The organism is Brevibacillus sp. AY1 (genome assembly GCF_029870785.1).
Taxonomy (GTDB): Bacteria; Bacillota; Bacilli; order Brevibacillales; family Brevibacillaceae; genus Brevibacillus; species Brevibacillus invocatus.
Map to the genome: position 1 here is coordinate 75,253 of NZ_JAFLPN010000007.1, position 22,367 is coordinate 97,619.

General features: G+C 47.5%; 26 protein-coding genes. All 26 read left to right on the forward strand.

The genetic code is table 11. The features are described from left to right. Window positions 1-10 precede the first annotated feature (10 nt). Window positions 11-373, forward strand: coding sequence for a response regulator (locus tag JZI27_RS08910; RefSeq protein WP_122907543.1), 363 nt, complete (start codon window positions 11-13; stop codon window positions 371-373). Continuing rightward, window positions 373-1,047: a flagellar biosynthetic protein FliO gene (locus JZI27_RS08915; RefSeq protein ID WP_122907542.1), complete on the forward strand. Its 675-nt coding sequence runs from the start codon at window positions 373-375 to the stop codon at window positions 1,045-1,047. Before JZI27_RS08910 ends, JZI27_RS08915 begins: the two co-directional genes overlap by 1 nt. Then, window positions 1,044-1,808, forward strand: coding sequence for a flagellar type III secretion system pore protein FliP (fliP, locus tag JZI27_RS08920; RefSeq protein WP_122907541.1), 765 nt, complete (start codon window positions 1,044-1,046; stop codon window positions 1,806-1,808). The genes JZI27_RS08915 and fliP overlap by 4 nt, the downstream gene beginning before the upstream one ends. 31 nt (window positions 1,809-1,839) lie before the next feature. Further along, complete coding sequence (gene fliQ, locus JZI27_RS08925) at window positions 1,840-2,109, forward strand: flagellar biosynthesis protein FliQ (RefSeq protein WP_122907540.1); 270 nt, start codon at window positions 1,840-1,842, stop codon at window positions 2,107-2,109. A 3-nt stretch (window positions 2,110-2,112) separates the two neighbouring features. Beyond that, the gene (gene fliR / locus JZI27_RS08930; RefSeq protein WP_122907539.1) at window positions 2,113-2,889 is read left to right on the forward strand and encodes a flagellar biosynthetic protein FliR; all 777 of its coding nucleotides are present in this window, start codon (window positions 2,113-2,115) and stop codon (window positions 2,887-2,889) included. A 2-nt stretch (window positions 2,890-2,891) separates the two neighbouring features. Beyond that, a complete protein-coding gene (flhB, locus tag JZI27_RS08935; RefSeq protein WP_122907538.1) occupies window positions 2,892-3,989 on the forward strand; it encodes a flagellar biosynthesis protein FlhB in 1,098 nt (365 codons plus the stop codon). Window positions 3,990-4,007: 18 nt separating this feature from the next. Beyond that, on the forward strand, window positions 4,008-6,050 hold the full coding sequence (flhA, locus tag JZI27_RS08940; RefSeq protein ID WP_122907537.1) for a flagellar biosynthesis protein FlhA: 2,043 nt from the start codon (window positions 4,008-4,010) through the stop codon (window positions 6,048-6,050). Continuing rightward, a complete protein-coding gene (gene flhF / locus JZI27_RS08945; RefSeq protein ID WP_280207329.1) occupies window positions 6,047-7,396 on the forward strand; it encodes a flagellar biosynthesis GTPase FlhF in 1,350 nt (449 codons plus the stop codon). The genes flhA and flhF overlap by 4 nt, the downstream gene beginning before the upstream one ends. 5 nt (window positions 7,397-7,401) lie before the next feature. Further along, window positions 7,402-8,265 carry a MinD/ParA family protein gene (locus JZI27_RS08950; RefSeq protein WP_280207331.1) on the forward strand — a complete coding sequence of 288 codons (864 nt, stop codon included), beginning with the start codon at window positions 7,402-7,404 and terminating at the stop codon, window positions 8,263-8,265. A gap of 32 nt (window positions 8,266-8,297) precedes the next feature. After that, a complete protein-coding gene (locus JZI27_RS08955) occupies window positions 8,298-9,416 on the forward strand; it encodes a protein-glutamate methylesterase/protein-glutamine glutaminase (RefSeq protein WP_122907534.1) in 1,119 nt (372 codons plus the stop codon). Between the two features lie 20 nt (window positions 9,417-9,436). After that, window positions 9,437-11,482, forward strand: coding sequence for a chemotaxis protein CheA (locus JZI27_RS08960; RefSeq protein ID WP_122907533.1), 2,046 nt, complete (start codon window positions 9,437-9,439; stop codon window positions 11,480-11,482). Window positions 11,483-11,497: 15 nt separating this feature from the next. Next, window positions 11,498-11,974 carry a chemotaxis protein CheW gene (locus tag JZI27_RS08965; protein ID WP_122907532.1) on the forward strand — a complete coding sequence of 159 codons (477 nt, stop codon included), beginning with the start codon at window positions 11,498-11,500 and terminating at the stop codon, window positions 11,972-11,974. A 5-nt stretch (window positions 11,975-11,979) separates the two neighbouring features. Next, window positions 11,980-12,606, forward strand: a complete 627-nt coding sequence (locus JZI27_RS08970; protein ID WP_280207332.1) for a chemotaxis protein CheC — start codon at window positions 11,980-11,982, stop codon at window positions 12,604-12,606. Continuing rightward, window positions 12,593-13,078: a chemotaxis protein CheD gene (locus tag JZI27_RS08975; RefSeq protein WP_280207333.1), complete on the forward strand. Its 486-nt coding sequence runs from the start codon at window positions 12,593-12,595 to the stop codon at window positions 13,076-13,078. The genes JZI27_RS08970 and JZI27_RS08975 overlap by 14 nt, the downstream gene beginning before the upstream one ends. Window positions 13,079-13,080: 2 nt before the next feature. Then, window positions 13,081-13,467: a hypothetical protein gene (locus JZI27_RS08980; RefSeq protein ID WP_280207334.1), complete on the forward strand. Its 387-nt coding sequence runs from the start codon at window positions 13,081-13,083 to the stop codon at window positions 13,465-13,467. A 17-nt stretch (window positions 13,468-13,484) separates the two neighbouring features. Continuing rightward, the gene (locus JZI27_RS08985) at window positions 13,485-14,273 is read left to right on the forward strand and encodes a FliA/WhiG family RNA polymerase sigma factor (RefSeq protein ID WP_122907528.1); all 789 of its coding nucleotides are present in this window, start codon (window positions 13,485-13,487) and stop codon (window positions 14,271-14,273) included. Between the two features lie 63 nt (window positions 14,274-14,336). Then, window positions 14,337-15,755, forward strand: a complete 1,419-nt coding sequence (locus tag JZI27_RS08990; protein ID WP_122907527.1) for a DUF342 domain-containing protein — start codon at window positions 14,337-14,339, stop codon at window positions 15,753-15,755. 60 nt (window positions 15,756-15,815) lie between these two features. After that, window positions 15,816-16,151 (forward strand): hypothetical protein, encoded by a 336-nt coding sequence (locus tag JZI27_RS08995; RefSeq protein WP_280207335.1) that lies wholly within the window; start codon window positions 15,816-15,818, stop codon window positions 16,149-16,151. 57 nt (window positions 16,152-16,208) lie between these two features. Beyond that, entirely contained in the window at window positions 16,209-16,721 is a 513-nt protein-coding gene (locus JZI27_RS09000) for a DUF6115 domain-containing protein (protein ID WP_280207337.1), read from the forward strand. Continuing rightward, a complete protein-coding gene (locus tag JZI27_RS09005; protein ID WP_280207338.1) occupies window positions 16,714-17,328 on the forward strand; it encodes a DNA polymerase III subunit gamma/tau in 615 nt (204 codons plus the stop codon). The genes JZI27_RS09000 and JZI27_RS09005 overlap by 8 nt, the downstream gene beginning before the upstream one ends. Before the next feature lie 192 nt (window positions 17,329-17,520). Next, the gene (rpsB, locus tag JZI27_RS09010) at window positions 17,521-18,231 is read left to right on the forward strand and encodes a 30S ribosomal protein S2 (protein ID WP_122907524.1); all 711 of its coding nucleotides are present in this window, start codon (window positions 17,521-17,523) and stop codon (window positions 18,229-18,231) included. Window positions 18,232-18,365: 134 nt separating this feature from the next. Beyond that, window positions 18,366-19,253, forward strand: coding sequence for a translation elongation factor Ts (tsf, locus tag JZI27_RS09015; RefSeq protein ID WP_280207339.1), 888 nt, complete (start codon window positions 18,366-18,368; stop codon window positions 19,251-19,253). Between the two features lie 156 nt (window positions 19,254-19,409). Next, entirely contained in the window at window positions 19,410-20,132 is a 723-nt protein-coding gene (gene pyrH / locus JZI27_RS09020; RefSeq protein WP_122907522.1) for a UMP kinase, read from the forward strand. Window positions 20,133-20,134: 2 nt separating this feature from the next. Then, window positions 20,135-20,692, forward strand: coding sequence for a ribosome recycling factor (gene frr, locus JZI27_RS09025; RefSeq protein ID WP_122907521.1), 558 nt, complete (start codon window positions 20,135-20,137; stop codon window positions 20,690-20,692). Window positions 20,693-20,758: 66 nt separating this feature from the next. After that, window positions 20,759-21,529: an isoprenyl transferase gene (locus JZI27_RS09030; RefSeq protein ID WP_122907520.1), complete on the forward strand. Its 771-nt coding sequence runs from the start codon at window positions 20,759-20,761 to the stop codon at window positions 21,527-21,529. 17 nt (window positions 21,530-21,546) lie between these two features. Beyond that, complete coding sequence (locus tag JZI27_RS09035) at window positions 21,547-22,332, forward strand: phosphatidate cytidylyltransferase (RefSeq protein ID WP_122907519.1); 786 nt, start codon at window positions 21,547-21,549, stop codon at window positions 22,330-22,332. Window positions 22,333-22,367 lie beyond the last annotated feature (35 nt).

Sequence of the window (22,367 nt, forward strand, 5' to 3'; positions counted from 1 at the left end):
GAAGCTATCCATGTCTAACAAGGTACTAATCGTAGATGACGCTGCATTCATGCGCATGATGATCAAGGAAATTCTGTCGAAAAACGGCTACACCATTGTGGGTGAAGCGAGCGATGGTGCACAGGCAGTGGAAAAATACAAGGAGCTGGGTCCTGACCTCGTCACGATGGATATTACAATGCCTGAGATGGACGGTATCGCTGCACTGAAAGAAATCAAAAAAATGGATCCAAATGCGCGTGTGATCATGTGTTCCGCGATGGGTCAACAAGCAATGGTTATTGATGCGATTCAGGCGGGCGCAAAAGATTTCATCGTGAAGCCATTCCAGGCGGATCGCGTCTTGGAAGCGATCAAAAAAACCTTGAGCTAATGAAAAAGATCTGGAATGCAGGGACGCGACTCTTCTGGGTTTGCTGTCTCACCATGCTGCTTGTCGCCTCCCTCCCGACTTTGGCAACAGCTGAAGGCGGCTCTGTATTCGATGGGATCAACAGTGGAAAGTCAACATCGAGTGATGCGCCCGCCGGTGAAGAACAGCCGGCGGCCATTCCCGGTAATGATTCAGGAAATATGTTGGGATATTTTGTACAAGTTATCTTTTCACTCGGCTTTATTATTGTCCTGATCTATTTCTTGCTGCGATTCCTGGGTAAAAGACAGATTGGCCAGACACAAGGACCGATTAAAATCATAAGTGCCGCACCTCTCGGAAACGGGAAAACACTGCAAGTCATCTTGATTGGGGAGCGGCTCTACATCGTGGGCGTTGGTGAAAATGTCCAGTTGCTCAAGGAAATTCCACCAGGTGAGGAAGCAGACGTCATTTTAGCAGACGCTGAAATTCCTCCATTAAATAAGCAGTTTTCCTGGTGGCCATTTGGTAAGAAAAAAGAAGCAGACGAGGAGCTTTACTTCTCTTCTGAAGTAGATGGCAAGACCTTTCAGCAATTGATGAACGCGCAATTGAAAGCAAGCAATCAAAACCTTGCTCAAAAGGATGAGTGGGGGAAAGAGGAAGCACAAGACAGAGGGGACACACGATGAAACTTTTTTGGCAGCTGCTGGTGATGGCCTTCATGTTGCTGGCGATACCAAATATGGTCTTGGCAGCTCCAGTGGGCACACCGCTTATTCCAACCATTGATTTGCAAATAGGCGGTGGGACTGGCACTCCACAGGAGACATCCTCGGCAATACAACTGTTGCTGATATTGACAGTCCTATCCGTTGCACCCGCTATATTGCTACTGATGACCAGCTTTACCCGGATTGTCATCGTCCTGTCATTTGTTCGCAATGCATTGGCGACGCAACAAATGCCACCCAACCAGGTGTTGATTGCACTGGCTTTGTTCATGACCTTTTTCATCATGGCTCCTACGTTTGCACAGGTCAATGAAACGGCTGTACAGCCCTTTATGCAGGGGCAGCTTACACAGGATCAGGCACTAAATGCTGCGATTATTCCTTTTAAAGAATTCATGGCCAAGCAAACACGGGAAAAGGATTTGATTCTCTTCCTGGAGTATGCGAAGGCGGAAAGGCCGACAACGATCGAGGATATTCCGCTCACCGCACTCGTTCCGGCGTATGCCATCAGTGAATTGAAGACAGCGTTTCAAATCGGATTTATGATCTTCATCCCTTTTCTTATGATCGATTTGATCATTTCCAGCATTTTAATGGGGATGGGGATGATGATGCTTCCGCCAGTCATGATTTCATTGCCGTTCAAGATTCTTCTCTTCATCATGGTGGATGGCTGGTATCTCGTCGTAAAATCACTGCTTACCAGTTTTGGCTAATTCCGAAGGGCACGCACAAGGAGGTAGAGGCATGACACAAGAACTGCTGATGCAAATTGCCCAAAGCGCTGTTTATACCATCCTTATAGTGGCAGCACCTGCACTCGGGATCGCCCTCTTGATCGGTTTGATGGTGAGCATTTTTCAGGCAACGACTCAGATTCAGGAACAGACGCTGGCTTTTGTACCAAAGATCGTAGGCGTTTTTATCATTATCCTCGTGGTGGGACCTTGGATGCTGCAAACGATGTTGGATTTTGCGATGGGGATTCTTGGCAACCTCCATCGATTTGTAGGGTAGCGTATGAATCTGATTCTAATGCAATTACCCGTTTTTTTGCTTGTATTTGTCCGTATGACTGCTTTTTTTGTCGCAGCACCGTTCTTTAACATACGTAACGTTCCAAGTCAGTTTAAAATTGCTCTGGGGTTTATCGTGGCGTTGGTCAGTTACCAATATGTTCCGCCTGTCGAGCAAGTACCGATGGATCTCACCTTTATCATTCACGTCCTCAAGGAAGTGCTTGTCGGAGTCATTTTAGGTTTGATTTGTGAAATCATGTATACGGCTGTCCAGGTAGCGGGCGGGATGATGGATATGCAAATGGGTTTAGCGATGGCAAACGTGATAGACCCACGTACAGGGGCTTACATACCCGTAACAGGGAACTTTAAAAACATTTTAGCTACATTATACTTCTTTAGTATTGACGGACATCACATGCTGATTCGCGGAATTATTAGCAGCTATCAGATTATTCCGGTGGATCGGATGTGGGCACCCTTTGGCAGTGAGCAAGTGATGATGACAGCTGTAAAAGTATTTTCTCAGATGTTCTTGAGTGCATTTATGATAGCTGCACCATTGGTCGTTGCCCTTTTCCTTGTTGATGTTTCCTTAGGGATTGTGGCGAAATCAGTACCGCAATTCAACATCTTTGTCGTGGGATTGCCACTGAAGCTGCTTGCCGGTTTCTTGCTTTTGATTGTGCTGATGCCAGCTTTCCTGCTAACGTTGAATGCTTTGTTTGAAAAAATGTTCCGTGGACTTGGAGAAATGATGAAATGGCTCGGAGGATAAGCATGAAACGCATACAATTTGCCTATCCTGTTGACTTGCAGTATTTCAATGGAGAAAAGACAGAAAAAGCTACGCCCAAAAAGCGGGACGATGCTCGAAAAAAAGGGCAAGTAGCGAAAAGCTCTGATCTCTCTCCTTCCATAGCTTTAACGGCTTTCTTTGTCCTTCTTCTTATGTTAGGTGCTTCGATGCTCGATACCTTTCAGGGAATCATGAGAGAGTCACTTGTCACCTACACAGGATGGCAGGTAAATGAGGAAAATCTGAAAGTGATCATCATGCAGTTTATTTTTGAGGCGGTAAAAATCGTAGCTCCTGTTATGGCGCTCTCGTTTCTGGTCGCGTTGGTTGTCAATTACATGCAAGTGGGTTGGTTGTTTACTACCAAAACGTTGGAAATGAAACTGGAGAAAATCGATCCGATCAAAGGGGCAAAGAAACTTTTCTCACTGCGCTCATTAGTAGAACTTTTTAAATCCTTATTAAAAATTAGTGCAGGAATTTTTGTAGCTTATTTGATCCTGTGGGACGCGAAGGAACAATTGGTGCAGCTATCGATGCTCTCGTTGGGAGCAGTACTTACCTTCGCGGGTGGGCTAGTTATCAAGCTCGGTGTGTACATAGGCTTACTATTATTTATTTTTGCGGTGCTAGATTATGTGTATCAACGATATGAGCACGAAAAAAATCTGCGCATGTCCAAGCAGGACCTGAAAGATGAACACAAGCAAGCTGAAGGTGATCCTTTAATCAAAGGCAAGATTCGCGAACGGCAGCGCAGCATGGCATTGCGACGGATGATGCAGGATGTACCCAACGCGGATGTTATCATTACCAACCCTACTCACTTCGCTGTAGCTATTCGCTACGATGCGAACGATATGAGTGCTCCAACGGTGGTGGCCAAAGGACAAGACTACCTTGCTTTGAAAATCAGGGAGGTGGCCAAAAAGCACCGTATCATTACAATGGAAAACAAGCCCTTGGCCAGGGCTCTCTATAGTCAGGTTGAAGTAGGACAACAAATTCCCGAAGAGTTGTTTAAAGCGGTCGCGGAGATTCTCGCGTACGTATACAAGCTGCAGGGGAAAGTGAAATAGGTGGAAGGAGGATCTACAGTGGGATTTAAATATAAAGAGCTAGGAACCGTCTTATTTGTAATAAGCATTGTGGTCATGATGGTGATCCCACTCCCTTCAGAACTGCTCGATTTGCTGCTTATTCTGAACATCTCCCTTGCGTTAACGATTTTGCTTGTCTCGATGTACACCAAAGAAGTTCTGGAATTTTCGATTTTTCCTACCGTATTGCTCATTACAACACTCTTTCGCCTAGCACTGAACGTATCTACGACGCGAAACATTCTCTCGGAAGGAGAGGGTGGTAAGGTAATTGAGACCTTCGGAAGCTTTGTCGTCGGGGGGAACCAAGTGGTAGGTTTCGTAGTGTTCCTGATCCTGATCATTATTCAGTTTATCGTTATCACGAAAGGTTCCGAGCGCGTAGCCGAAGTTGCAGCCCGCTTTACCTTGGACGCGATGCCAGGTAAACAGATGAGTATTGACGCTGACCTGAACGCAGGAATGATAACCGAAGCAGATGCGAGAGCGCGACGCAAAAAAATCGAAAATGAGGCAGATTTTTACGGTTCGATGGATGGTGCCAGTAAATTTGTAAAAGGGGACGCCATCGCCGGGATTATCATCTTCATCGTCAACATTATCGGTGGTTTCATCATCGGGATGTTAATTCACGGAATGGGCTTTGCAGAATCTGCCTCTCACTTCACGACCATGTCTGTCGGGGATGCGCTCGTCAGCCAAATTCCAGCGTTGCTGATCTCCACAGCTGCCGGTATCATCGTCACACGCTCCACAACAGGCGAGGGCTTGGGTGAAGATATTGCCAAGCAAATGTTTAGCTTTCCTAAACTGCTGTACATCGTTTCGGGTTGTATCCTGATGCTCGGTTTGTTTACTCCAATCGGTCTTTTGCCCGTAATACCGGTTGTGGGGATCCTTACGTTTGCAGGATGGAAGCTGGCACAGAAACAAAAAGTCGATATGCAAGAATCGGCAGATCTGGTGGAAGAGCAGCAGATCGAAGAAGTCCGAAGCCCAGAGAGCGTTGTCAATCTCCTGCAGGTAGACCCGATCGAGTTCGAGTTTGGCTACGGACTGATTCCTCTCGCAGACGTGAAGCAGGGGGGCGACCTCCTGGATCGTGTCATCATGATCCGGCGTCAAATCGCGTTGGAAATGGGGATTGTGGTACCAGTCATTCGGATCCGCGACAATATTCAGCTGCGGCCTAACGAATACATGATCAAAATTAAAGGCAACCAGGTAGCCAAAGGGGAAATCATGCTGGACCACTATCTGGCCATGAGCCCGGGAATTGAAGATGATTCGATTGTCGGAATAGAAACCGTTGAACCTGCGTTTGGATTGCCTGCATTATGGGTAACAGAAGAGAATAAGGAAATAGCTGAGATGTCCGGTTACACGGTAGTTGATCCTCCATCTGTTGTAGCGACGCATTTGACGGAAATTGTAAAACGCTATGCGCATGAATTACTTGGCCGTCAAGAAACGCGTGCTTTAATTGACAATGTGAGAGAAACCGCTCCAGTACTGGTAGATGAGTTGATTCCAGGATCTCTGTCGATTGGTGACGTGCAAAAGGTCCTGCAAAAGCTCTTGCGGGAAAAAGTTTCCATCCGCAATCTGCCCGTTATTTTGGAAGCGTTGGCTGACCACGCTGTCTACACGAAAGATCCAGAGGTATTGACTGAATACGTCAGACAAGCGATGTCTCGCCAGATCACCTTGCAATACACAGAGACCGGACAACCTTTGCGCGTATTGACTGCAGGTGCAGGTCTGGAAAAGGCGATTTCCGAACGAATCGAGCAATCTGAGCAGGGAAGCTATCTTGCCATGGACCCGGAAACCTCCCAGAGAATCTACCATGTCATGTCGTCTGAGGTGAGCAAGATGGTAAACTCCGGACAGCAACCGATTATTTTGTCTTCACCAGCAATTCGGATGTATCTTCGTCAACTGCTGGATCGGATGATGCCTGATGTTCCGGTATTGTCTTACAGCGAATTAGAACCACATGTTGAAGTGCAAAGTGTAGGGATGGTGAACATTTCGTGAGAGTGAAACGGTACATAGTCGATTCCATGCCACAAGCTTTGGAAAGAATCAAAACGGATCTGGGTAGCGATGCGGTCATATTGAACTCCAAACCGATCAAAACAGGTGGTGTGTTCGGTATGTTCAGCAAACAGCGAATCGAAGTGATCGCAGCGATTGACGAAAAAGCATCAGAAGAAAACAAACCTACCGCATCGGATCGGCAATTGGATGTACCGTCTCGCAACACAGCTGGTACTTACACAGCACAGCAAGCGTATCGCAGGCCGACCGCAGCTCCTTTGGAAGCGACCGCAGCTACGACCGCAGTCGCTTCCAGAACGCAGGATGAGCATGCTCTGGGACGAACGCCTTCCACTGATGAGGCTGTGGGATCGTCAGAATTAAAGAGACAGGATATCACGGCAGTAGAAGCCCAACCCGTAACGAACACCCTTTCGCGAATTGATGGAGGAAGTCAGTCTGCGGCCAATGGTGGAAATGAGCTGTTGGCAAATGAAGTTCGGGACATGCGCAAGATGTTTGAAAAGCTGCTGGTGAACGATTTGAGCCAGCAGTTGCCAGAAGCGGTCCAATTGGTAAGAAATCGATTGATGGAGCAAGAGGTTTCCGATGAAATCTCCGCAGAGATCATTCGTTCCTTGATGGATTCTTCCAGGCCCGGGCAAGAGTGGACGAAAGAAGAAGCCTTCAGAGCAGCGAGAGAAAAAATCTCTGCTATGTTCTCGGCAAATTTGCCACCGTCACAAAAGCTGGAGCGCAATATCGAATATGCCTTTTTCTTTGGACCAACCGGTGTAGGGAAAACGACGACGATTGCCAAGCTTGCAGCGAACAGTATGCTGCAGGACAAGCGCAAAATCGGCTTTATCACAGCGGATACCTATCGCATGGCAGCCATCGAGCAGTTGAAAACGTATGCCAACATCTTGAATGTTCCGTTGGAAGTTGTATTTTCTCCGAAAGAGATGGCCCAAGCGATGGAACGCTTAAGTGATTGCGACCTGATCTTTGTAGACACCGCAGGGCGTAATTTTCGAAATGACGAATATGTGGAAGGCATTCGCGAGCTCGTCCAGCACGGAAAGAACAGTGTGAATTACCTGGTGCTCAGTCTGACATCCAAGTACAGTGACATGAAAGCTATTATCCAAAACTTTTCCGAAGTACAGGTCAGTCAGATTATTTTTACCAAAGCGGATGAAACACACAGCTACGGAAGCATGTTGAATGTTTCCACGGAAACAGGGCTTGCCCTCTCTTACATCACGACAGGACAAAACGTGCCTGATGACATTATGGTGGCCCAACCGGGAATGGTGTCCACCATGATTATGGGAGATTGAAATGGATGAGCGATCAAGCAGAACAACTCCGCGAACGGATGCAGCGAACGAATCAGACACGCCAAACGAAACTGGTCACAGTGACCAGTGGTAAGGGTGGCGTAGGCAAGTCGAATTTCAGCTTGAATTTCGGTCTTGGCTTGATCGAAAAAGGGCATAAAACCATCTTGTTTGATGTAGATCTAGGCTTAGCCAATCTGGATGTCTTGATGGGGATTTCTCCGAAGAAGCATCTCTTTCATCTACTGGAGCCAGATACGTCAGTATGGGATATTTTGGAGCAGGGTCCAGGGGATCTGGAATTCATCGCAGGTGGATCAGGCTTTACACAGATCATGCAACTGGAGGATTCCAAGCTAGATCGCTTGTTTAACCAGCTACAACCCCTTCATGGGTATGCCGATACGATTATTTTTGATACTGGAGCTGGACTTTCCAAAGAATCCATCCGCTTTATGCTCTCATCTGACGAGGTTATTCTCGTCACTACACCGGAACCTCCAGCGATCACAGATGCCTATGCAGTCATTAAAATGCTACACTCCCGAAATCCTGATATCAAGATACGCTTGGTGATCAATCGGGTAACGTCGGAACGAGAGGGCAAGATGACTTCTGACAAGCTGGCGATGGTTGCCAAACGCTTTCTGAATATGGACATTCACTCGCTCGGATACGTCTCTGATGATCCCTATGTCTCTAAGGCAGTGAAACAACAACGTCCTTTTCTCCTTACATATCCAGAATCGCAAGCATCCCGAAGCATTCGAAGACTGGTGGGGCAGTATTTGCAAAGTTCCACGGAAGCAGAGGCTCATCCGAGTGGTTTGAAAGGATTTATTGCGAAGCTGAAACACTTCATTCGATAAGGCAACAGGAGGTTGGAAGGGAGCGACAGCTTATGAGTAAGATTCGAGTGCTCGTCACCGACGATTCAGCGTTTATGCGAAAAGTGATTTCCGATATTCTATCCACAGATTCAGATATTGAAGTAATCGATCGAGCTAGGAATGGACTGGAATGTATTGAAAAATGCCAAAAGCTGCAACCCGATGTCCTGACTTTGGACATCGAGATGCCGATTATGAACGGACTGGAAGCACTAGAGAAACTGATGAGTGAACATCCGGTACCGACTGTCATGATCAGCAGCTTGACGCGTGAAGGGGCGGATGCCACGATTCGCGCGTTGGAGCTTGGCGCTTTTGATTTTGTGACAAAACCTTCTGGCCCCATTTCTCTTGATATCCATAAAGTAGCAGACCGTTTAATAGAGCGAGTAAAAGCTGCCGCCACGTCAAATCTTCGTGGAAGAAGAACATCCGTGGTGGAGAAGATCATAGAAACACCGCCTGTACCGCAAACAACAGCGCGATTTGAACCTCGTCCTCCCTTACGACCAGTCGTACCGCCGAATCCTGTCAGCCTGAGTCAACACGTAGGAGCGGGTACCAAGCTTGTTGTATTGGGTACATCCACAGGAGGACCGAAAGCCCTACAGACTGTGCTGACTTCTTTGCCGGCACAATTCCCAGCGCCGATTGCGATCGTGCAGCACATGCCTGCAGGCTTTACAAAATCGCTTGCCCAAAGACTGAATTCTTTATCCAACATCCAGGTAACAGAGGTGCAGGATGGAGAATTCTTGGAGCCAGGTACGGCGTATATCGCTCCGGGCGGCTATCATTTTGAAGTTCACAGTAACAACGGACGCTTGCAAGCACGGTTAAACCAACAGGAGCCTCGTGCTGGTCATCGCCCTTCCGTAGACGTATTATTTGAATCTGTCAGCAGATTGACAAATGTCGACAAATGGGCAATTATCATGACAGGCATGGGAAATGATGGTACAAAAGGTCTGCAACTTATGAAGGAAAAGGGTGTCGTGACGAGCATTATTGAAGACGAATCGACATGTGTCGTCTACGGCATGCCAAGATCCGCTGTTCAAGCGGGTCTAGCCGACAACGTAGCTCCTTTGGACAAGATTCCTGAGCTGTTGTGCAAGCTCTTGCACTGATTTTGGGAGGTGGATCACCTATGGATATGAATCAGTATTTGGACATGTTTATCGAAGAATCAAAAGAGCACTTGCAAGCGATTAACGCAAATCTTCTTATTTTAGAAAACGATCCTACGAACATCCAGATTGTCAATGAAATTTTCCGATCTGCACATACGCTAAAAGGCATGTCTGCCACAATGGGATTTGAAGATATGGCTAGCCTGACGCACGAAGCGGAAAATGTGCTCGATCTGATCCGTAATGACAAATTGACTATCAATAGCGAAATTATGGACGTCATTTTTCAAAGCGTAGATTTGATTGAGGGCATGGTGATCCATATTACGGAAGGCGGAGATGGATCCGCCGATGTATCCAATCCGGTACGTCAGCTGCGTGCGATTGTTTCTGGTGATTTTTCAGCACAGCAAGAGGTTGCAGCCGCATCTGCCGTTGCAGAGCCTGAAGCTGTGGCAATCGAAGCGACGGTTGAATCCTCGGATCGGGATTACGGGCTGGATGATTACGCTCAGACTGTTTTGAAGCAATCCAAGGACGCTGGTAACAATCTTTTCTGGATCAAAGTTACGCTCAATGACAATTGCTTGCTCAAAGCAGCGCGTGCCTATATGGTATTCGACCAGCTCGAATCCTTGGGTGATGTGATCAAAACGACTCCGGCAGTTCAGGAGATTGAGAATGAGCGTTTCGATCAATCGTTTGAAGTCGTGTTCGTCACGATGCATCCACTGGAAAAAGTGAAGACCGCGATTCAGAATATCTCGGAAATTCACGAGGTTCTGATTGAAGTCATTTCGGTTAAGAAAACAGACCAGGAGACGCCGGTAGCCAAGACGACAGCTCCTGTAGTGAATGAAACGAAAAAGCAGGAGACGGCACAACCTGCTGCAGGCCGTAAACCTGCTGCTGGAGGAAAAACCATTCGCGTCGATATCGAGCGTCTGGATATCCTGATGAACCTGTTTAGCGAACTGGTTATCGATCGTGGCCGATTGGAGCAGCTGGCACGTGAGATCGGTAAAACCGAACTCCAGGAAACGGTTGAACATATGAGCCGTATCAGCGGTGATTTGCAAAGTATTATCCTGACTATGCGCATGGTTCCAGTCGAACAGGTATTCAACCGCTTCCCGCGGATGATTCGCGATTTGGCAAAGGACCTGAACAAAAAAGTGAATCTGGAGATCTTCGGAGCTGAAACAGAGCTGGATCGCACTGTCATCGACGAGATTGGGGATCCATTGGTCCACTTGCTTAGAAACTCGCTTGACCACGGTATTGAATCCGTCATAGACCGCAAGAAAGCTGGAAAATCGGAAGAAGGAACGATTGAACTTCGCGCGTTTCACAGCGGCAACCACGTCTTTATCGAAGTCAAGGACGATGGTGCAGGCATAAACAAGGACAAGGTGTTGAAAAAAGCACTGGAACGCGGAATTGTTACTCAGGCAGTTGCAGACACGATGACAGATAAGCAAATTCACGAATTGCTGTTTGCTTCCGGCTTCAGTACTGCCGAGGTAATTTCCGATATCTCAGGCCGTGGCGTTGGTCTCGATGTTGTAAAAACCAAAATCGAGTCTCTGGGTGGAAGTGTCGGCGTTGATTCCATACGCGGCAAAGGAACCACATTCCTGGTGCAATTGCCACTGACGCTCTCGATCATCTCCGCTATGCTGGTTCAAGTGAAAAATGAAAAATTTGCGGTTCCTCTCAGTTCGATCATCGAAACCGCAGTCTTTAAGAAAGATCAAATCATGATGGCTCACCGCCAAAAGGTCATTGATTTCAGAGGTCGTGTCGTTCCTCTCGTCTCCCTGCAAGAGATTTTCCAAATACCTAGCGACCAGATTGAAACCGACGATGAGGTAGCAGTGGTTATTGTTCGCAAAGGGGAGAAAATGGCGGGACTGGTTGTGGATTCGTTTATCGGCCAACAGGAAATCGTCTTGAAATCCCTGGGTAAATACATGGTAAATGTCTTCGCCATTTCCGGCGCAACCATTTTGGGTGACGGACAAGTAGCACTCATTATCGACTGTAACGCACTGATCAAGTAGAGGAGGGGCAGACACATGCTCGAGCAAAAAGAGATCGTAGGCGAAGTGAAAGTGATTGTCTTTCGGTTAAAGGACGAGGAGTACGGCGTCGAAGTACAGCAGGTGAGATCCATTGAGAAATTGGAACATATCACCCGGGTTCCCCGTACACCAAAATTCGTCAAAGGGGTCATCAATCTGCGCGGGGTCGTGACGCCGATCATTGACTTGAGAAAGCGATTTGATTTGGAAGAAAGTGAGTATTCCGAGTCAACCAGAATTATTATTGTTGCAGTGAATGACCTGGAAGTTGGCCTAATCGTGGATGCCGCCAACGACGTAATCGATATCCCAGTAGATGCGATCGAACCTCCACCTGAAGTGGTTGGTGGAGTGGAAGCTGCCTATTTGAGAGGAGTGGCGAAGCTGGACAAGCGTCTCCTCATCCTGCTCAACCTAGACAAGGTGCTGAGCACGGAGGAAATCAATCAATTGGATGCATTTGAGGGATAAGGATAATGGCCAATTTTACAAAGTTTGGGGATTTTCAGTTCGACGTCTTACGCGAAATCGGAAATATCGGAGCCGGACATGCTGCAACCGCTCTTTCCAAGCTCATGCAGAAGGAAATCGATATGAAAGTACCGCAAGTGCGAATTATCCCCTTTGATGAAGTGGCAGATTGTGTGGGCGGAGCGGAGAACGTAGTAGTGACTGTTTTCCTCCGAGTGGAGGGAGACAGTCCAGGCAACATGTTTTTCATACTGGATATGGATTCTGCCACGCATTTGCTACACCAGGTTACGGGAATCAGCAAAACGGTTCAGGAATGGGAAGAGATGGAAGTCTCCGCATTGCACGAGATTGGAAATATCCTGACAGGATCCTATCTTTCTTCATTAGCCGACTTTACGCAGTTGAACCTGCAGCCGTCTGTGCCTGGACTTGCAGTGGATATGGCGGGCGCTATCTTGAGCTATGGCTTGCATGCACTGGGGCAGACGGGCGATTTCGCACTCACGATTGATACGGCTTTCTTTGAAGGAAATGATCAAGTGAAAGGCAACTTTTTCCTGATACCAGATCCAGATTCGTTACCGATACTATTTCGTTCACTAGGAGTTCCGTTCGATGGAGATTATTAAGATAGGTATGGCTGATCTCGGTGTAGCAAAACCACCGAGTCGGTTACGTACCACGGGCTTGGGGTCATGTGTGGGGGTTGTTCTGTACGACGAGGTTCATAAGGTTGCTGGCATGGCCCACGTCATGCTCCCGGAGTCTACTCTTGCAAAAAACGGGGAGCCTACTGTTGGAAAGTATGCAGATACAGCGATCCCCTCCCTCATCCAGCAAATGCAAAAAGAGGGAGCGTCTATTCGCCATATGGTTGCGAAATTAGCCGGAGGGGCACAGATGTTTGCTTTTCTAGGCACCAACGATATGATGCGGATTGGTCCTCGAAATGTGGAAGCATGCAAATTGGCGCTAAAGGGAGCACAAATAAAGATTGTGGCGGAAGATACGGGAGGAAACTGCGGACGTACGATCGAGCTTGACTCTACCAATGGCGTGCTGCAAATCCGAACCGTAAATCAAGGTGTGAAGGAAGTATAGTGATGCTGGGAACTATTTGGATAAATACAGGATTAGCCCTTCTCGCTTTTGTCGTAACATTTGGTGTCGCATGGGTTAGTAACGTCTGGCTTGTCTCCCTGGAGCGTGCCGGCGTCGCATTTCTCCTATTTTTCCTTGCTGCTTTCCCAATCCGTTGGCTTTTCGGTTTGATTGCACCACCTTCTGAACCTGCATCTACAGCAGTCGATGCCGACGGAGCAGGGAGTGCAGAGTCTCCTGGATCCACTCATCCAACCGGTGAGCAGGTCGAGGATTCTGATGAGCAGGATTCATTTACACCGCTCACTTTTGCACAACCGGAACGCAATCCCTTAACTGAGGATCCCACCACCGTTGCAGAGGTTATTAGGCGCTTATCAGATGAGTAAAGGTTGGTGACTAATTCGTGGCACGGCTAACCAGTCAGGAAAAAGCTAAAGAATTTGATAAATGGGTTATGTGGAAACAAGAAGGCAGTCGCGAGGCAGAAGTGGATCTCGTTACTCAATTCTTGCCATTGGTAGACAAGGTGGCAAATCGGGTAGCAATCAACCTGCCTGCGAATGTCGACAAGGACGACTTGATCAGCTACGGTCGCTTTGGCCTTCTGGATGCCCTGGCAAAATTTGATCATACCCGTGGTCTTCAGTTTGAGACTTACGCTATGTGGCGGATTCGGGGTGCCATGATCGATGGATTGCGTGAGAATGATTGGATTCCACGCACAGTTCGAGACAAGGCAAAAAAAATAGAAGAAGCATATACCTATTTGGAACAACAGTCACTGCGGATGCCGAGCGATGAAGAAGTATCCAAACATTTGGGGATCAGCGAAAAGGAATTGCAGCAAGTGTTTTATGAGACGTCCCTCGCGACGATGGTCTCGATCGATGAAGCGGTGGGAGACGAGGAAGAACAAAAAACAGCCAGACATTCATACATCGTGGATGAAGCAACTCCTCGACCAGAAACCGTTGCAGAAGTTTCCAGTTTAAAAGAAGTCTTGGTAAATGTAATTGACAAGCTCCCTGAGAAAGAAAGAATAGTGGTTTCGTTGTTTTACTTCGAAGAAATGACATTATCAGAGATCGCTGAAATCATGAGCTTGTCACCATCCCGAATTTCTCAACTTCACTCCAAGGCGTTATTCCGACTGCGCTCTACATTATCCAGGTGGAAGTCTCAGTTGATCTAAATTCTGAGGGAACACGTACGACGGCAATCCTAACAATCCCAAAGATTTAAGAGGGGGGGTAGAATGATGGAAGGGACAAGGCAATATCAATTAGAGGTAAAAATATCACCCGACAAATTGGAAGCCGGAATCATTCTAAGAGCGGAAGAAACAGAGCTGGAACATATCCTCATTACCGAAACCGATGTATACAAAGCGCTGCAGCAGCATCGAGTGTCCTATGGAATCCGTAAAGATGCTGTAAGCAACTTGTGTATGATGCCTCAAAAATTTCTGAATGTGCTGTTGAACGTGGCAAGCGGAGAGCCCCCTGTCAATGGTGTAGATGGTTCGATCGAGTACCCTTACTTGGCTTCGGTTCAAGAAGAAGATGGACCCAAGGAAATGGAAGATGGGCGTGTCGATTTCTACAATCTCACCAGTATTCCCAATGTGGCGAAGGGTCAACTTTTGGCTAGAAAAAAACCAGCTACCGCTGGCAAACCAGGTACTTCCGTTACCGGAGAGCCCATCGCGCCCAAAGCCGGAAAGGAACCCGTACTCAAGCCTGGAAAAAACGTCGTGCAAAATCAAGAGCGGACGATGATTTATGCTGCCATAGACGGACAGGTTTCTTTCACTGATCGGGACAAGATGAACGTATTCCCCATTTTTGAAGTGAATGGGGATGTCGATTTTGGAGTCGGCAATATTGATTTTGTGGGAACGGTGGTCATTCGCGGGAACGTCCTGAATGGTTTTCGTGTAAAAGCTTCTGGCGATATCCGTGTCCTCGGAAGTGTTGAAGGTGCGGAGCTGGAAGCGCAAGGATCGATTGAAATCAAGAGTGGCATTGTCGCTCAGGATAAAGGCTCGATCAAAGCGGGACACAATGTGCAAACCTCCTTTATTCAAAATGCTAATGTGACTGCTGGAAATCAGGTCATTGTTTCGCAAAGCATCATGTTCTCAACTGTTCGCGCTGGCAAACAAATTTTGTGCAATGGCGCCAAAGGAATCATTATTGGTGGCGTTTTGCAAGCCGGCGAAAAGATTGCAGCTCGTGTGTACGGAAATACAAGCGCGACACCTACTATTCTTGAGGTCGGAGTGAAGCCGGAGCTTCGCCAGGAATTGGCTTCGATTCAAAAAGATTTGCAAAATGTATATGAAAATTTGCGCAAAACAGATCAAGGCTTAGGGGTTATCAATCAGATTCTCCAGGTGAGTGGCGAATTGCCAGCTGACAAGCGCCTGATGCAGGTCAAGCTTGCGAATACACGCTTAGTCCTGGAAAAAGAAGTAAAGAATTTGGAGTCACGCAAAAAAGAAGTAGAAGCGGAATTGGTAGGAGAAGTCCCAGCCGCTATCGAAGTGTATACCTGTATGTATCCAGGTATCAAGATGACGTTTGGGAAGCTGGTCCATTTTATCAAGCATGAGTATGCCAGAACTCGCTTCATGGTATTAAACGGGGAGATTACCGGAGCCACACTGATGTAGGGAACCTGCGCTACGTAACTTCTGGTGAATCTTGCAGGGAGAGAAGGGGGCTTACGCACAATGAGTCTGAAAGCAGTTGAATTGCAGGTGGCCATTCCTCGCATGACAGAAGTAGGACGAATTCAGGAGCAACAACTCCAACGCCCCACTCATGAACAAGTGCTGTTACATGATGAGCGTAAGCAACTGGATGAGCACAATCGCCAGAGACCTATAGATGTGGAGCATACGGAAAAAGGCATGATCCGTGAACGCGAACAAAAGCAGAAAAAAAAAGACGAGCCTGCAGCGATTCTGACAACTACGGGTTCAGACTCGACGACCGAGGAGAAAACGGCAGAAGCCGTGGACATGCGTGATCCTTTACGCGGGCGTTTTATCGATATTTCGTTATAATCCATGTATATTATAGAAGATAAATAATCAAGACATGCCAAGATAAGGGTGGCTAGGATGGACGTAGTGTATATCATCTTGATCGGAGCAGGGATCGTCATCATGCTGCTTGCCTTGATCATCAAGCAAAAAGAGACAAATGATGTCAATCCTGAATTACTGACACAGCGCACGACGGACAAGGCAGAGCTGGAGCGTGGCTTGCAACGATTCGGCAAACAAATCAAGCATCAGCAAGAGATGGCGACTGCGGAATTACAGCAGACTCGTTCTGATCTCATGCAAGAGATGGCGCTATTGCGAAAGCGTATTGATGAATTGGAACGGCTTGGCAATCCCCCCCAAGGAGAAGAGCCCAAGTCCGTATCTGTTGAGTCTGGCAGTACAAAGAAGGAAAAAGTGGATGTGGATATGCTTGCCTTGAAGGAACGCTATCGCCGAGTATTTGAGTTGGAAAAAGAGGGTTTGTCACCCGATGAGATAGCCAAGCGCCTAGGAGCTGGGCGCGGTGAGATTGATCTGATCTTTATGCTGGCAGCAAAGCATGAGAGGGGTCAAGCCCATGCGTAAACGAGAATTGTTGACAGGCTTTGGTGCAGGGATTCTGGTTGCCACCGCAATCATTGGACTTACTGCGCCCAAGCCGGTTTCCGTTTCAGCACCTGGTGCCATGACCGAAGATCAGATAAAAGAAGCAGCAAAGACAATGGAGATGGTCGTACTGAACAAGGAAGAGTACGAGCAGTGGCAAGGTGAAAAGAAAGTAAACGTCAAGCCAGCTGCGACTCCTCCCTCTTCCCCTGACAAGCCTGAGGTGAATCAGGTAACCCCACCACAGGTCAACAACGTTGAGACTCCTTCTGTACCCGAGCCAGAAGCTTCTTCGCCTGTTGAAGTACCAGCGGCACAATCCGTGACCGAAACGGCTCCCCCACAGGTAGCAGACGCACCGACAGCGCCCCAGACTGCTTCCTTTACCGTCCCTTACAAGGCTACAGCTGAAAAGGTAGCACAAATTTTGGTTGCAGAAAACATTTTGCCTGCTGACAATTCATTTGTGGATGAGTTGCGGTCACAAAACAAACTGAATCGAATCCGCGTTGGAACCTACGAGCTTTCGGTTCCAGCAACAGAGGAAGAGATCGTTAAATTAATCACTACACCGCCCAAGAGATAGGCGGCTTTTTTTTGCGAAAAAAAGGGAATTCGTTTGTTGCAATTGAAACACCCATATGATATATTCATTAACGGTGTTGAAATTCGCACGTCCACCAATCCCAGTAACGGTGCTACCATTGGTAGTTTTGCTGAGAAATGCGGTGAGGCGGAGGGAAGCATCACAAAAACCATTTTGAAGGAGGTGTGAAATATGGCAGTAATTTCGATGAAACAATTGCTCGAGGCTGGTGTTCACTTTGGTCACCAAACTCGTCGTTGGAACCCGAAAATGGCTCGCTATATCTTCACCGAACGTAACGGTATCTACATTATTGACTTGCAAAAAACGGTTAAAAAAGTTGAGGAAGCTTACAACTTCGTACGTGAGCTCTCCCAAAACGGCGGAAAAATTCTCTTCGTTGGTACGAAGAAACAAGCACAAGAATCCGTTAAGGAAGAAGCAGAACGCACAGGTCACTACTTCATCAACCAACGCTGGTTGGGTGGTACGCTGACTAACTTCACAACCATCAAAAAACGTACATCTCGCTTGGCTGAGCTGAAACGTATGGAAGAAGATGGCACGTTTGAAGTTCTGCCTAAAAAAGAAGTAATCGTACTTCGTAAAGAAATGGATCGCCTGGAAAAATTCCTCGGCGGTATCGCTCATATGGATCAACTGCCGGACGCTCTGTTCGTCATCGACCCACGCAAAGAGCGCATTGCTGTTGCTGAAGCTCGCAAACTGGGTATCCCAATCGTTGCGATCGTTGACACCAACTGCGATCCAGACGAGATTGACTATGTGATCCCTGGTAATGACGATGCTATCCGCGCAGTAAAACTGCTTACTGCGAAAATGGCTGATGCCCTTCTCGAAGGCAACCAAGGCACAGAGCAACAAACCACAACAACTGCGTAAGCATGTGTGAGAGGGTGGACTGAGGGTGTCAGAACCCCCCGTCCACCCTTTTTTGACGAAATGAATGAGTCTTTTGCAAGCGGTAGTTAGAAAGGCTATACTTAGACGGTAACTTATCAAGGAGGTTTCTCTCAATGGCAATTAGTGCACAAGCGGTTAAAGAACTGCGTGAACGTACAGGCGCAGGTATGATGGATTGCAAACGCGCGCTGGAAGAAACAGCAGGCGATATGGAAAAAGCAATCGATTTGCTCCGTGAAAAAGGTATCGCAAAAGCAGCGAAAAAATCCGGACGTATTGCAGCAGAAGGCTTGACTGCTACTGCAGTAGCTGGCAACGTTGCAGCAATCGTTGAAGTGAACTGCGAAACAGACTTCGTAGGAAAAAACCCTGAGTTCCAAGCTCTGGTGAAAGACATTGCAGAACACGTGGTTAGCCAACGCCCTGCTACGGTTGAAGAAGCTTTGGAGCAACCTTTCAAGAGTGCTGGAGAAACACTCGCTCACGTTATCAACGAAAAAATTTCCACAATCGGTGAAAACATCTCCTTCCGTCGCTTCTTCGTAAGCGAAAAATCGGATGCTGGTGCGTTCGGTGCTTACCTGCACATGGGCGGAAGAATCGGCGTTCTGGTTACTCTGGAAGGTACCCAAGACGAAACGCTGGCCAGAGATCTGGGTATGCACGCAGCTGCGTCCAACCCACGCTTTGCAAACCGTGAAGAGGTTTCCCAAGACGAGATCGAACGCGAGCGCGAAGTATTGAAAAACCAAGCGCTGGCTGAAGGCAAACCTGCGAATATCGTAGAAAAAATGGTGGAAGGCCGCCTGTCCAAGTTCTTCGAAGAGTACGTACTCGTTGAACAACCATTCGTTAAAGATCCAGACAAGAAGGTTGCTGCACTGCTGAAAGAAGCTGGCGCTACCTTGAAAGAATTCGTTCGCTTCCAAGTAGGCGAAGGGATCGAGAAGAAGCAAGAAGATTTCGCTGCTGAAGTAATGGCGCAAGTGAATAAGCAATAAGAAGGGGAATAGGGAACACCTTTGTGTTCCCTATTTTCGAACTGAGAGTTTCACATATGTGAAACTCTCCTGCACGTAAAAAGCAGATGTGCCCGCGTGTGTCGGAAGGAATCCGGCAATACACAGAGAATGACTCATGAATGGAGGCCGTTTCATATGCCAATTCCTGCCTATAAACGCGTTGTGTTAAAATTAAGTGGGGAAGCTCTGGCGGGAGAATTAGGATACGGGATAGACCCGAAAATTATTTTCTCCGTCGCCAATCAGATCAAGGAAATTGTAGAGTTGGGAGTACAAGTCGCTGTCGTAGTCGGTGGCGGCAATATCTGGCGCGGACTTTCCGGAAGCTCCAAGGGCATGGACCGTGCTACAGCTGACTACATGGGCATGCTGGCTACAGTCATGAACTCGCTCGCCTTGCAGGACGGACTGGAGCAAGTGGATGTTCCAACTCGCGTACAAACCTCCATTGAGATGAGACAAGTAGCTGAGCCATACATACGTCGACGTGCCATTCGTCATCTGGAAAAAATGCGAGTCGTGATCTTTGCTGCGGGTACAGGCAATCCGTACTTCTCTACGGATACCACTGCAGCTTTGCGGGCTGCTGAGATCGAGGCAGAAGTAATCCTGATGGCGAAAAACAAGGTTGATGGCGTATACTCTGCTGATCCTAGCCTGGATCCAAATGCGGAAAAATACGATAAGCTCACCTTCCTGGAAGTTCTCAATAAGGGACTAGGTGTAATGGACTCTACAGCATCCAGTTTGTGCATGGACAACAGTATTCCGTTAATCGTCTTCAACATCTCGGAAGAAGGCAATATTCGCCGTGCTGTAATGGGTGAGAAAATCGGTACTCTAGTAAAGGGGGAATAATGATGCCACAAAATGTAACGAAAGACATGGAAGATCGTATGAATAAAGCGATAGCAAGTTTGAAGAAAGATCTCAATACCCTGCGCGCTGGACGTGCAAACCCAGCCATGCTGGATCGCGTTGTGGTTGATTACTACGGTTCACCGACACCGATCAGCCAGCTGGCGAATATCAGCGTGCCTGAACCACGCATGATTATCATTCAGCCTTGGGACAAAGCAGCTTTGAAAGAAATCGATCGCGCGATTCAACAATCTGATCTTGGAATTTCGCCATCCAACGACGGTGTGATTATCCGACTCGCTATTCCTCCGCTTACAGAAGAGCGTCGTAAGGAATTGGTGAAACTGGCTGGAAAAAGCGGTGAAGATGCAAAAGTAGCGATCCGTAACATTCGTCGTGATGCCAATGACGAGATCAAAAAGCTGGAAAAAGCGGCGACTATCTCTGAAGACGAATCTCGTCGTCATCAGGACAACATTCAAAAGACAACGGATAAATTCATTGCCGAAGTAGACAAAATTGTAAAAGACAAAGAAAAAGATATCTTGGAAGTGTAAGGAAAGAAGAATCCCCCTCTATGGAGGGGGATGTATGTCTATATCTCTCATTACGGGGGAACACTTATGTTAGAACATCTAGCGCGTAAATGGACCCGCAAGGAAAAACAACTGGATATGACTGAACTGGATCGTTCCGGCAAGATTCCTGAGCATGTAGCAGTAATCATGGACGGCAACGGTCGGTGGGCCAATATGCGCAATCTTCCCAGAGTGGCCGGTCATCGAGCAGGAATGAAAACGGTAAAGGACGTCGTCAAAGCAGCAGACGAACTCGGCGTTCGCTACATGACCATGTATGCTTTTTCAACAGAAAACTGGAAGCGGCCTCGTGACGAGGTAGATTTTTTGATGAAGCTTCCACAAGAATTTTTGTCGACAGAATTGGATGAATTGATTGAACGGGGGGTGCGAATTCGGATGCTTGGGAGCAAGGATAAGCTGCCAGGTCATACGTTGGACGCCCTTTTGGAAGCGGAAAAAAGAACAAAGGACAACACGGGCTTACAACTTAATTTTGCCCTCAATTACGGGGGACGTGATGAAATCGTCAACGCCTTTGCTGAATTGGCTGAACTTGTCAAAACAGGAGAACTCGACCCGAAAGAGATCAATGAACAGTATATTTCCCGCTACCTGTATACTAGCGATATTCCAGACCCTGATTTGTTGATTCGAACCAGTGGAGAAATTCGTCTAAGTAACTTTATGCTGTGGCAACTAGCCTACACAGAAATGTGGTTTACGGATGTCCTTTGGCCTGATTTTACCCGAGATCATTTTTATCAAGCCATTGTGGAATACCAAGGCCGAGCTCGTCGCTACGGGGCGGTATAGCCGAGAGGTGGAATCAGTTGAAGCAACGAATCTTAACAGGCTTGATTGGCGGTATCGCATTTCTTTTCCTGATTTATTTGGGGAATGCGTGGTACTCCCTGCTTGTTCTAGCTTTGGCCGCTGTGGGCCTGTTTGAATTTATGAGGATGGCAGGGCTTCAACAGTACTTGACGGCAGAGATTTTGGGATATGTGTTGATGATCAGCATTGTCTGGCCATCCCTTGCCTTTTCTGCCTGGGTGGACATCAGCATACCGGATCTGATGCTGCCCGTCTTCCTGATGCTGTTGATATACTCCGTATTACGGAAAAATCAGTTTCACATTGAACACATCGCTCTTACCATTGTAGGAGCGTTATACATAGGCTACGGTTTTACATTCATGGCTGCAGCCCGAAACCTTCCCGACGGATTGATGATTACGATCCTCGTCTTTTTTGGCATCTGGTCAACGGATTCGGGAGCTTATTTTATCGGCAAAGCAATGGGGAGACATAAGCTTTGGCCGGAGATTAGTCCGAACAAAACAATTGAGGGAGCGCTGGGAGGACTGCTCGCAGCTCTAGTGGTAGTGATGGGAGTCAACGCTATTACGGGCTCCATTTCAATCACAGACGCCCTACTCGTTGCTCTTGTGACGGGGATCGTTGGACAGTTAGGGGATTTGGTGGAATCTGCATTCAAGCGTCATTACGGGGTAAAGGACTCTGGGCATATCATTCCAGGCCATGGTGGCGTGTTGGATCGATTCGACAGCATGCTCCTTGTTTTTCCGGTGTTGCATCTATTAGGTATTGTCTGACATGGGACGCATATAGAAAGAGATATAGAGGGTGA

Excerpts from the sequence above, each read along its gene's own strand:
- JZI27_RS08910 (WP_122907543.1), top strand. The coding sequence starts at position 11 with ATGTCTAACAAGGTACTAATCGTAGATGACGCTGCATTCATGCGCATG.
- JZI27_RS08915 (WP_122907542.1), top strand. The coding sequence starts at position 373 with ATGAAAAAGATCTGGAATGCAGGGACGCGACTCTTCTGGGTTTGCTGT.
- fliP (WP_122907541.1), top strand. The coding sequence starts at position 1,044 with ATGAAACTTTTTTGGCAGCTGCTGGTGATGGCCTTCATGTTGCTGGCG.
- fliQ (WP_122907540.1), top strand. The coding sequence starts at position 1,840 with ATGACACAAGAACTGCTGATGCAAATTGCCCAAAGCGCTGTTTATACC.
- fliR (WP_122907539.1), top strand. The coding sequence starts at position 2,113 with ATGAATCTGATTCTAATGCAATTACCCGTTTTTTTGCTTGTATTTGTC.
- flhB (WP_122907538.1), top strand. The coding sequence starts at position 2,892 with ATGAAACGCATACAATTTGCCTATCCTGTTGACTTGCAGTATTTCAAT.
- JZI27_RS08950 (WP_280207331.1), top strand. The coding sequence starts at position 7,402 with ATGAGCGATCAAGCAGAACAACTCCGCGAACGGATGCAGCGAACGAAT.
- JZI27_RS08955 (WP_122907534.1), top strand. The coding sequence starts at position 8,298 with ATGAGTAAGATTCGAGTGCTCGTCACCGACGATTCAGCGTTTATGCGA.
- JZI27_RS08960 (WP_122907533.1), top strand. The coding sequence starts at position 9,437 with ATGGATATGAATCAGTATTTGGACATGTTTATCGAAGAATCAAAAGAG.
- JZI27_RS08965 (WP_122907532.1), top strand. The coding sequence starts at position 11,498 with ATGCTCGAGCAAAAAGAGATCGTAGGCGAAGTGAAAGTGATTGTCTTT.
- JZI27_RS08970 (WP_280207332.1), top strand. The coding sequence starts at position 11,980 with ATGGCCAATTTTACAAAGTTTGGGGATTTTCAGTTCGACGTCTTACGC.
- JZI27_RS08975 (WP_280207333.1), top strand. The coding sequence starts at position 12,593 with ATGGAGATTATTAAGATAGGTATGGCTGATCTCGGTGTAGCAAAACCA.
- JZI27_RS08980 (WP_280207334.1), top strand. The coding sequence starts at position 13,081 with ATGCTGGGAACTATTTGGATAAATACAGGATTAGCCCTTCTCGCTTTT.
- JZI27_RS08990 (WP_122907527.1), top strand. The coding sequence starts at position 14,337 with ATGATGGAAGGGACAAGGCAATATCAATTAGAGGTAAAAATATCACCC.
- JZI27_RS08995 (WP_280207335.1), top strand. The coding sequence starts at position 15,816 with ATGAGTCTGAAAGCAGTTGAATTGCAGGTGGCCATTCCTCGCATGACA.
- JZI27_RS09000 (WP_280207337.1), top strand. The coding sequence starts at position 16,209 with ATGGACGTAGTGTATATCATCTTGATCGGAGCAGGGATCGTCATCATG.
- JZI27_RS09005 (WP_280207338.1), top strand. The coding sequence starts at position 16,714 with ATGCGTAAACGAGAATTGTTGACAGGCTTTGGTGCAGGGATTCTGGTT.
- rpsB (WP_122907524.1), top strand. The coding sequence starts at position 17,521 with ATGGCAGTAATTTCGATGAAACAATTGCTCGAGGCTGGTGTTCACTTT.
- tsf (WP_280207339.1), top strand. The coding sequence starts at position 18,366 with ATGGCAATTAGTGCACAAGCGGTTAAAGAACTGCGTGAACGTACAGGC.
- pyrH (WP_122907522.1), top strand. The coding sequence starts at position 19,410 with ATGCCAATTCCTGCCTATAAACGCGTTGTGTTAAAATTAAGTGGGGAA.
- frr (WP_122907521.1), top strand. The coding sequence starts at position 20,135 with ATGCCACAAAATGTAACGAAAGACATGGAAGATCGTATGAATAAAGCG.
- JZI27_RS09030 (WP_122907520.1), top strand. The coding sequence starts at position 20,759 with ATGTTAGAACATCTAGCGCGTAAATGGACCCGCAAGGAAAAACAACTG.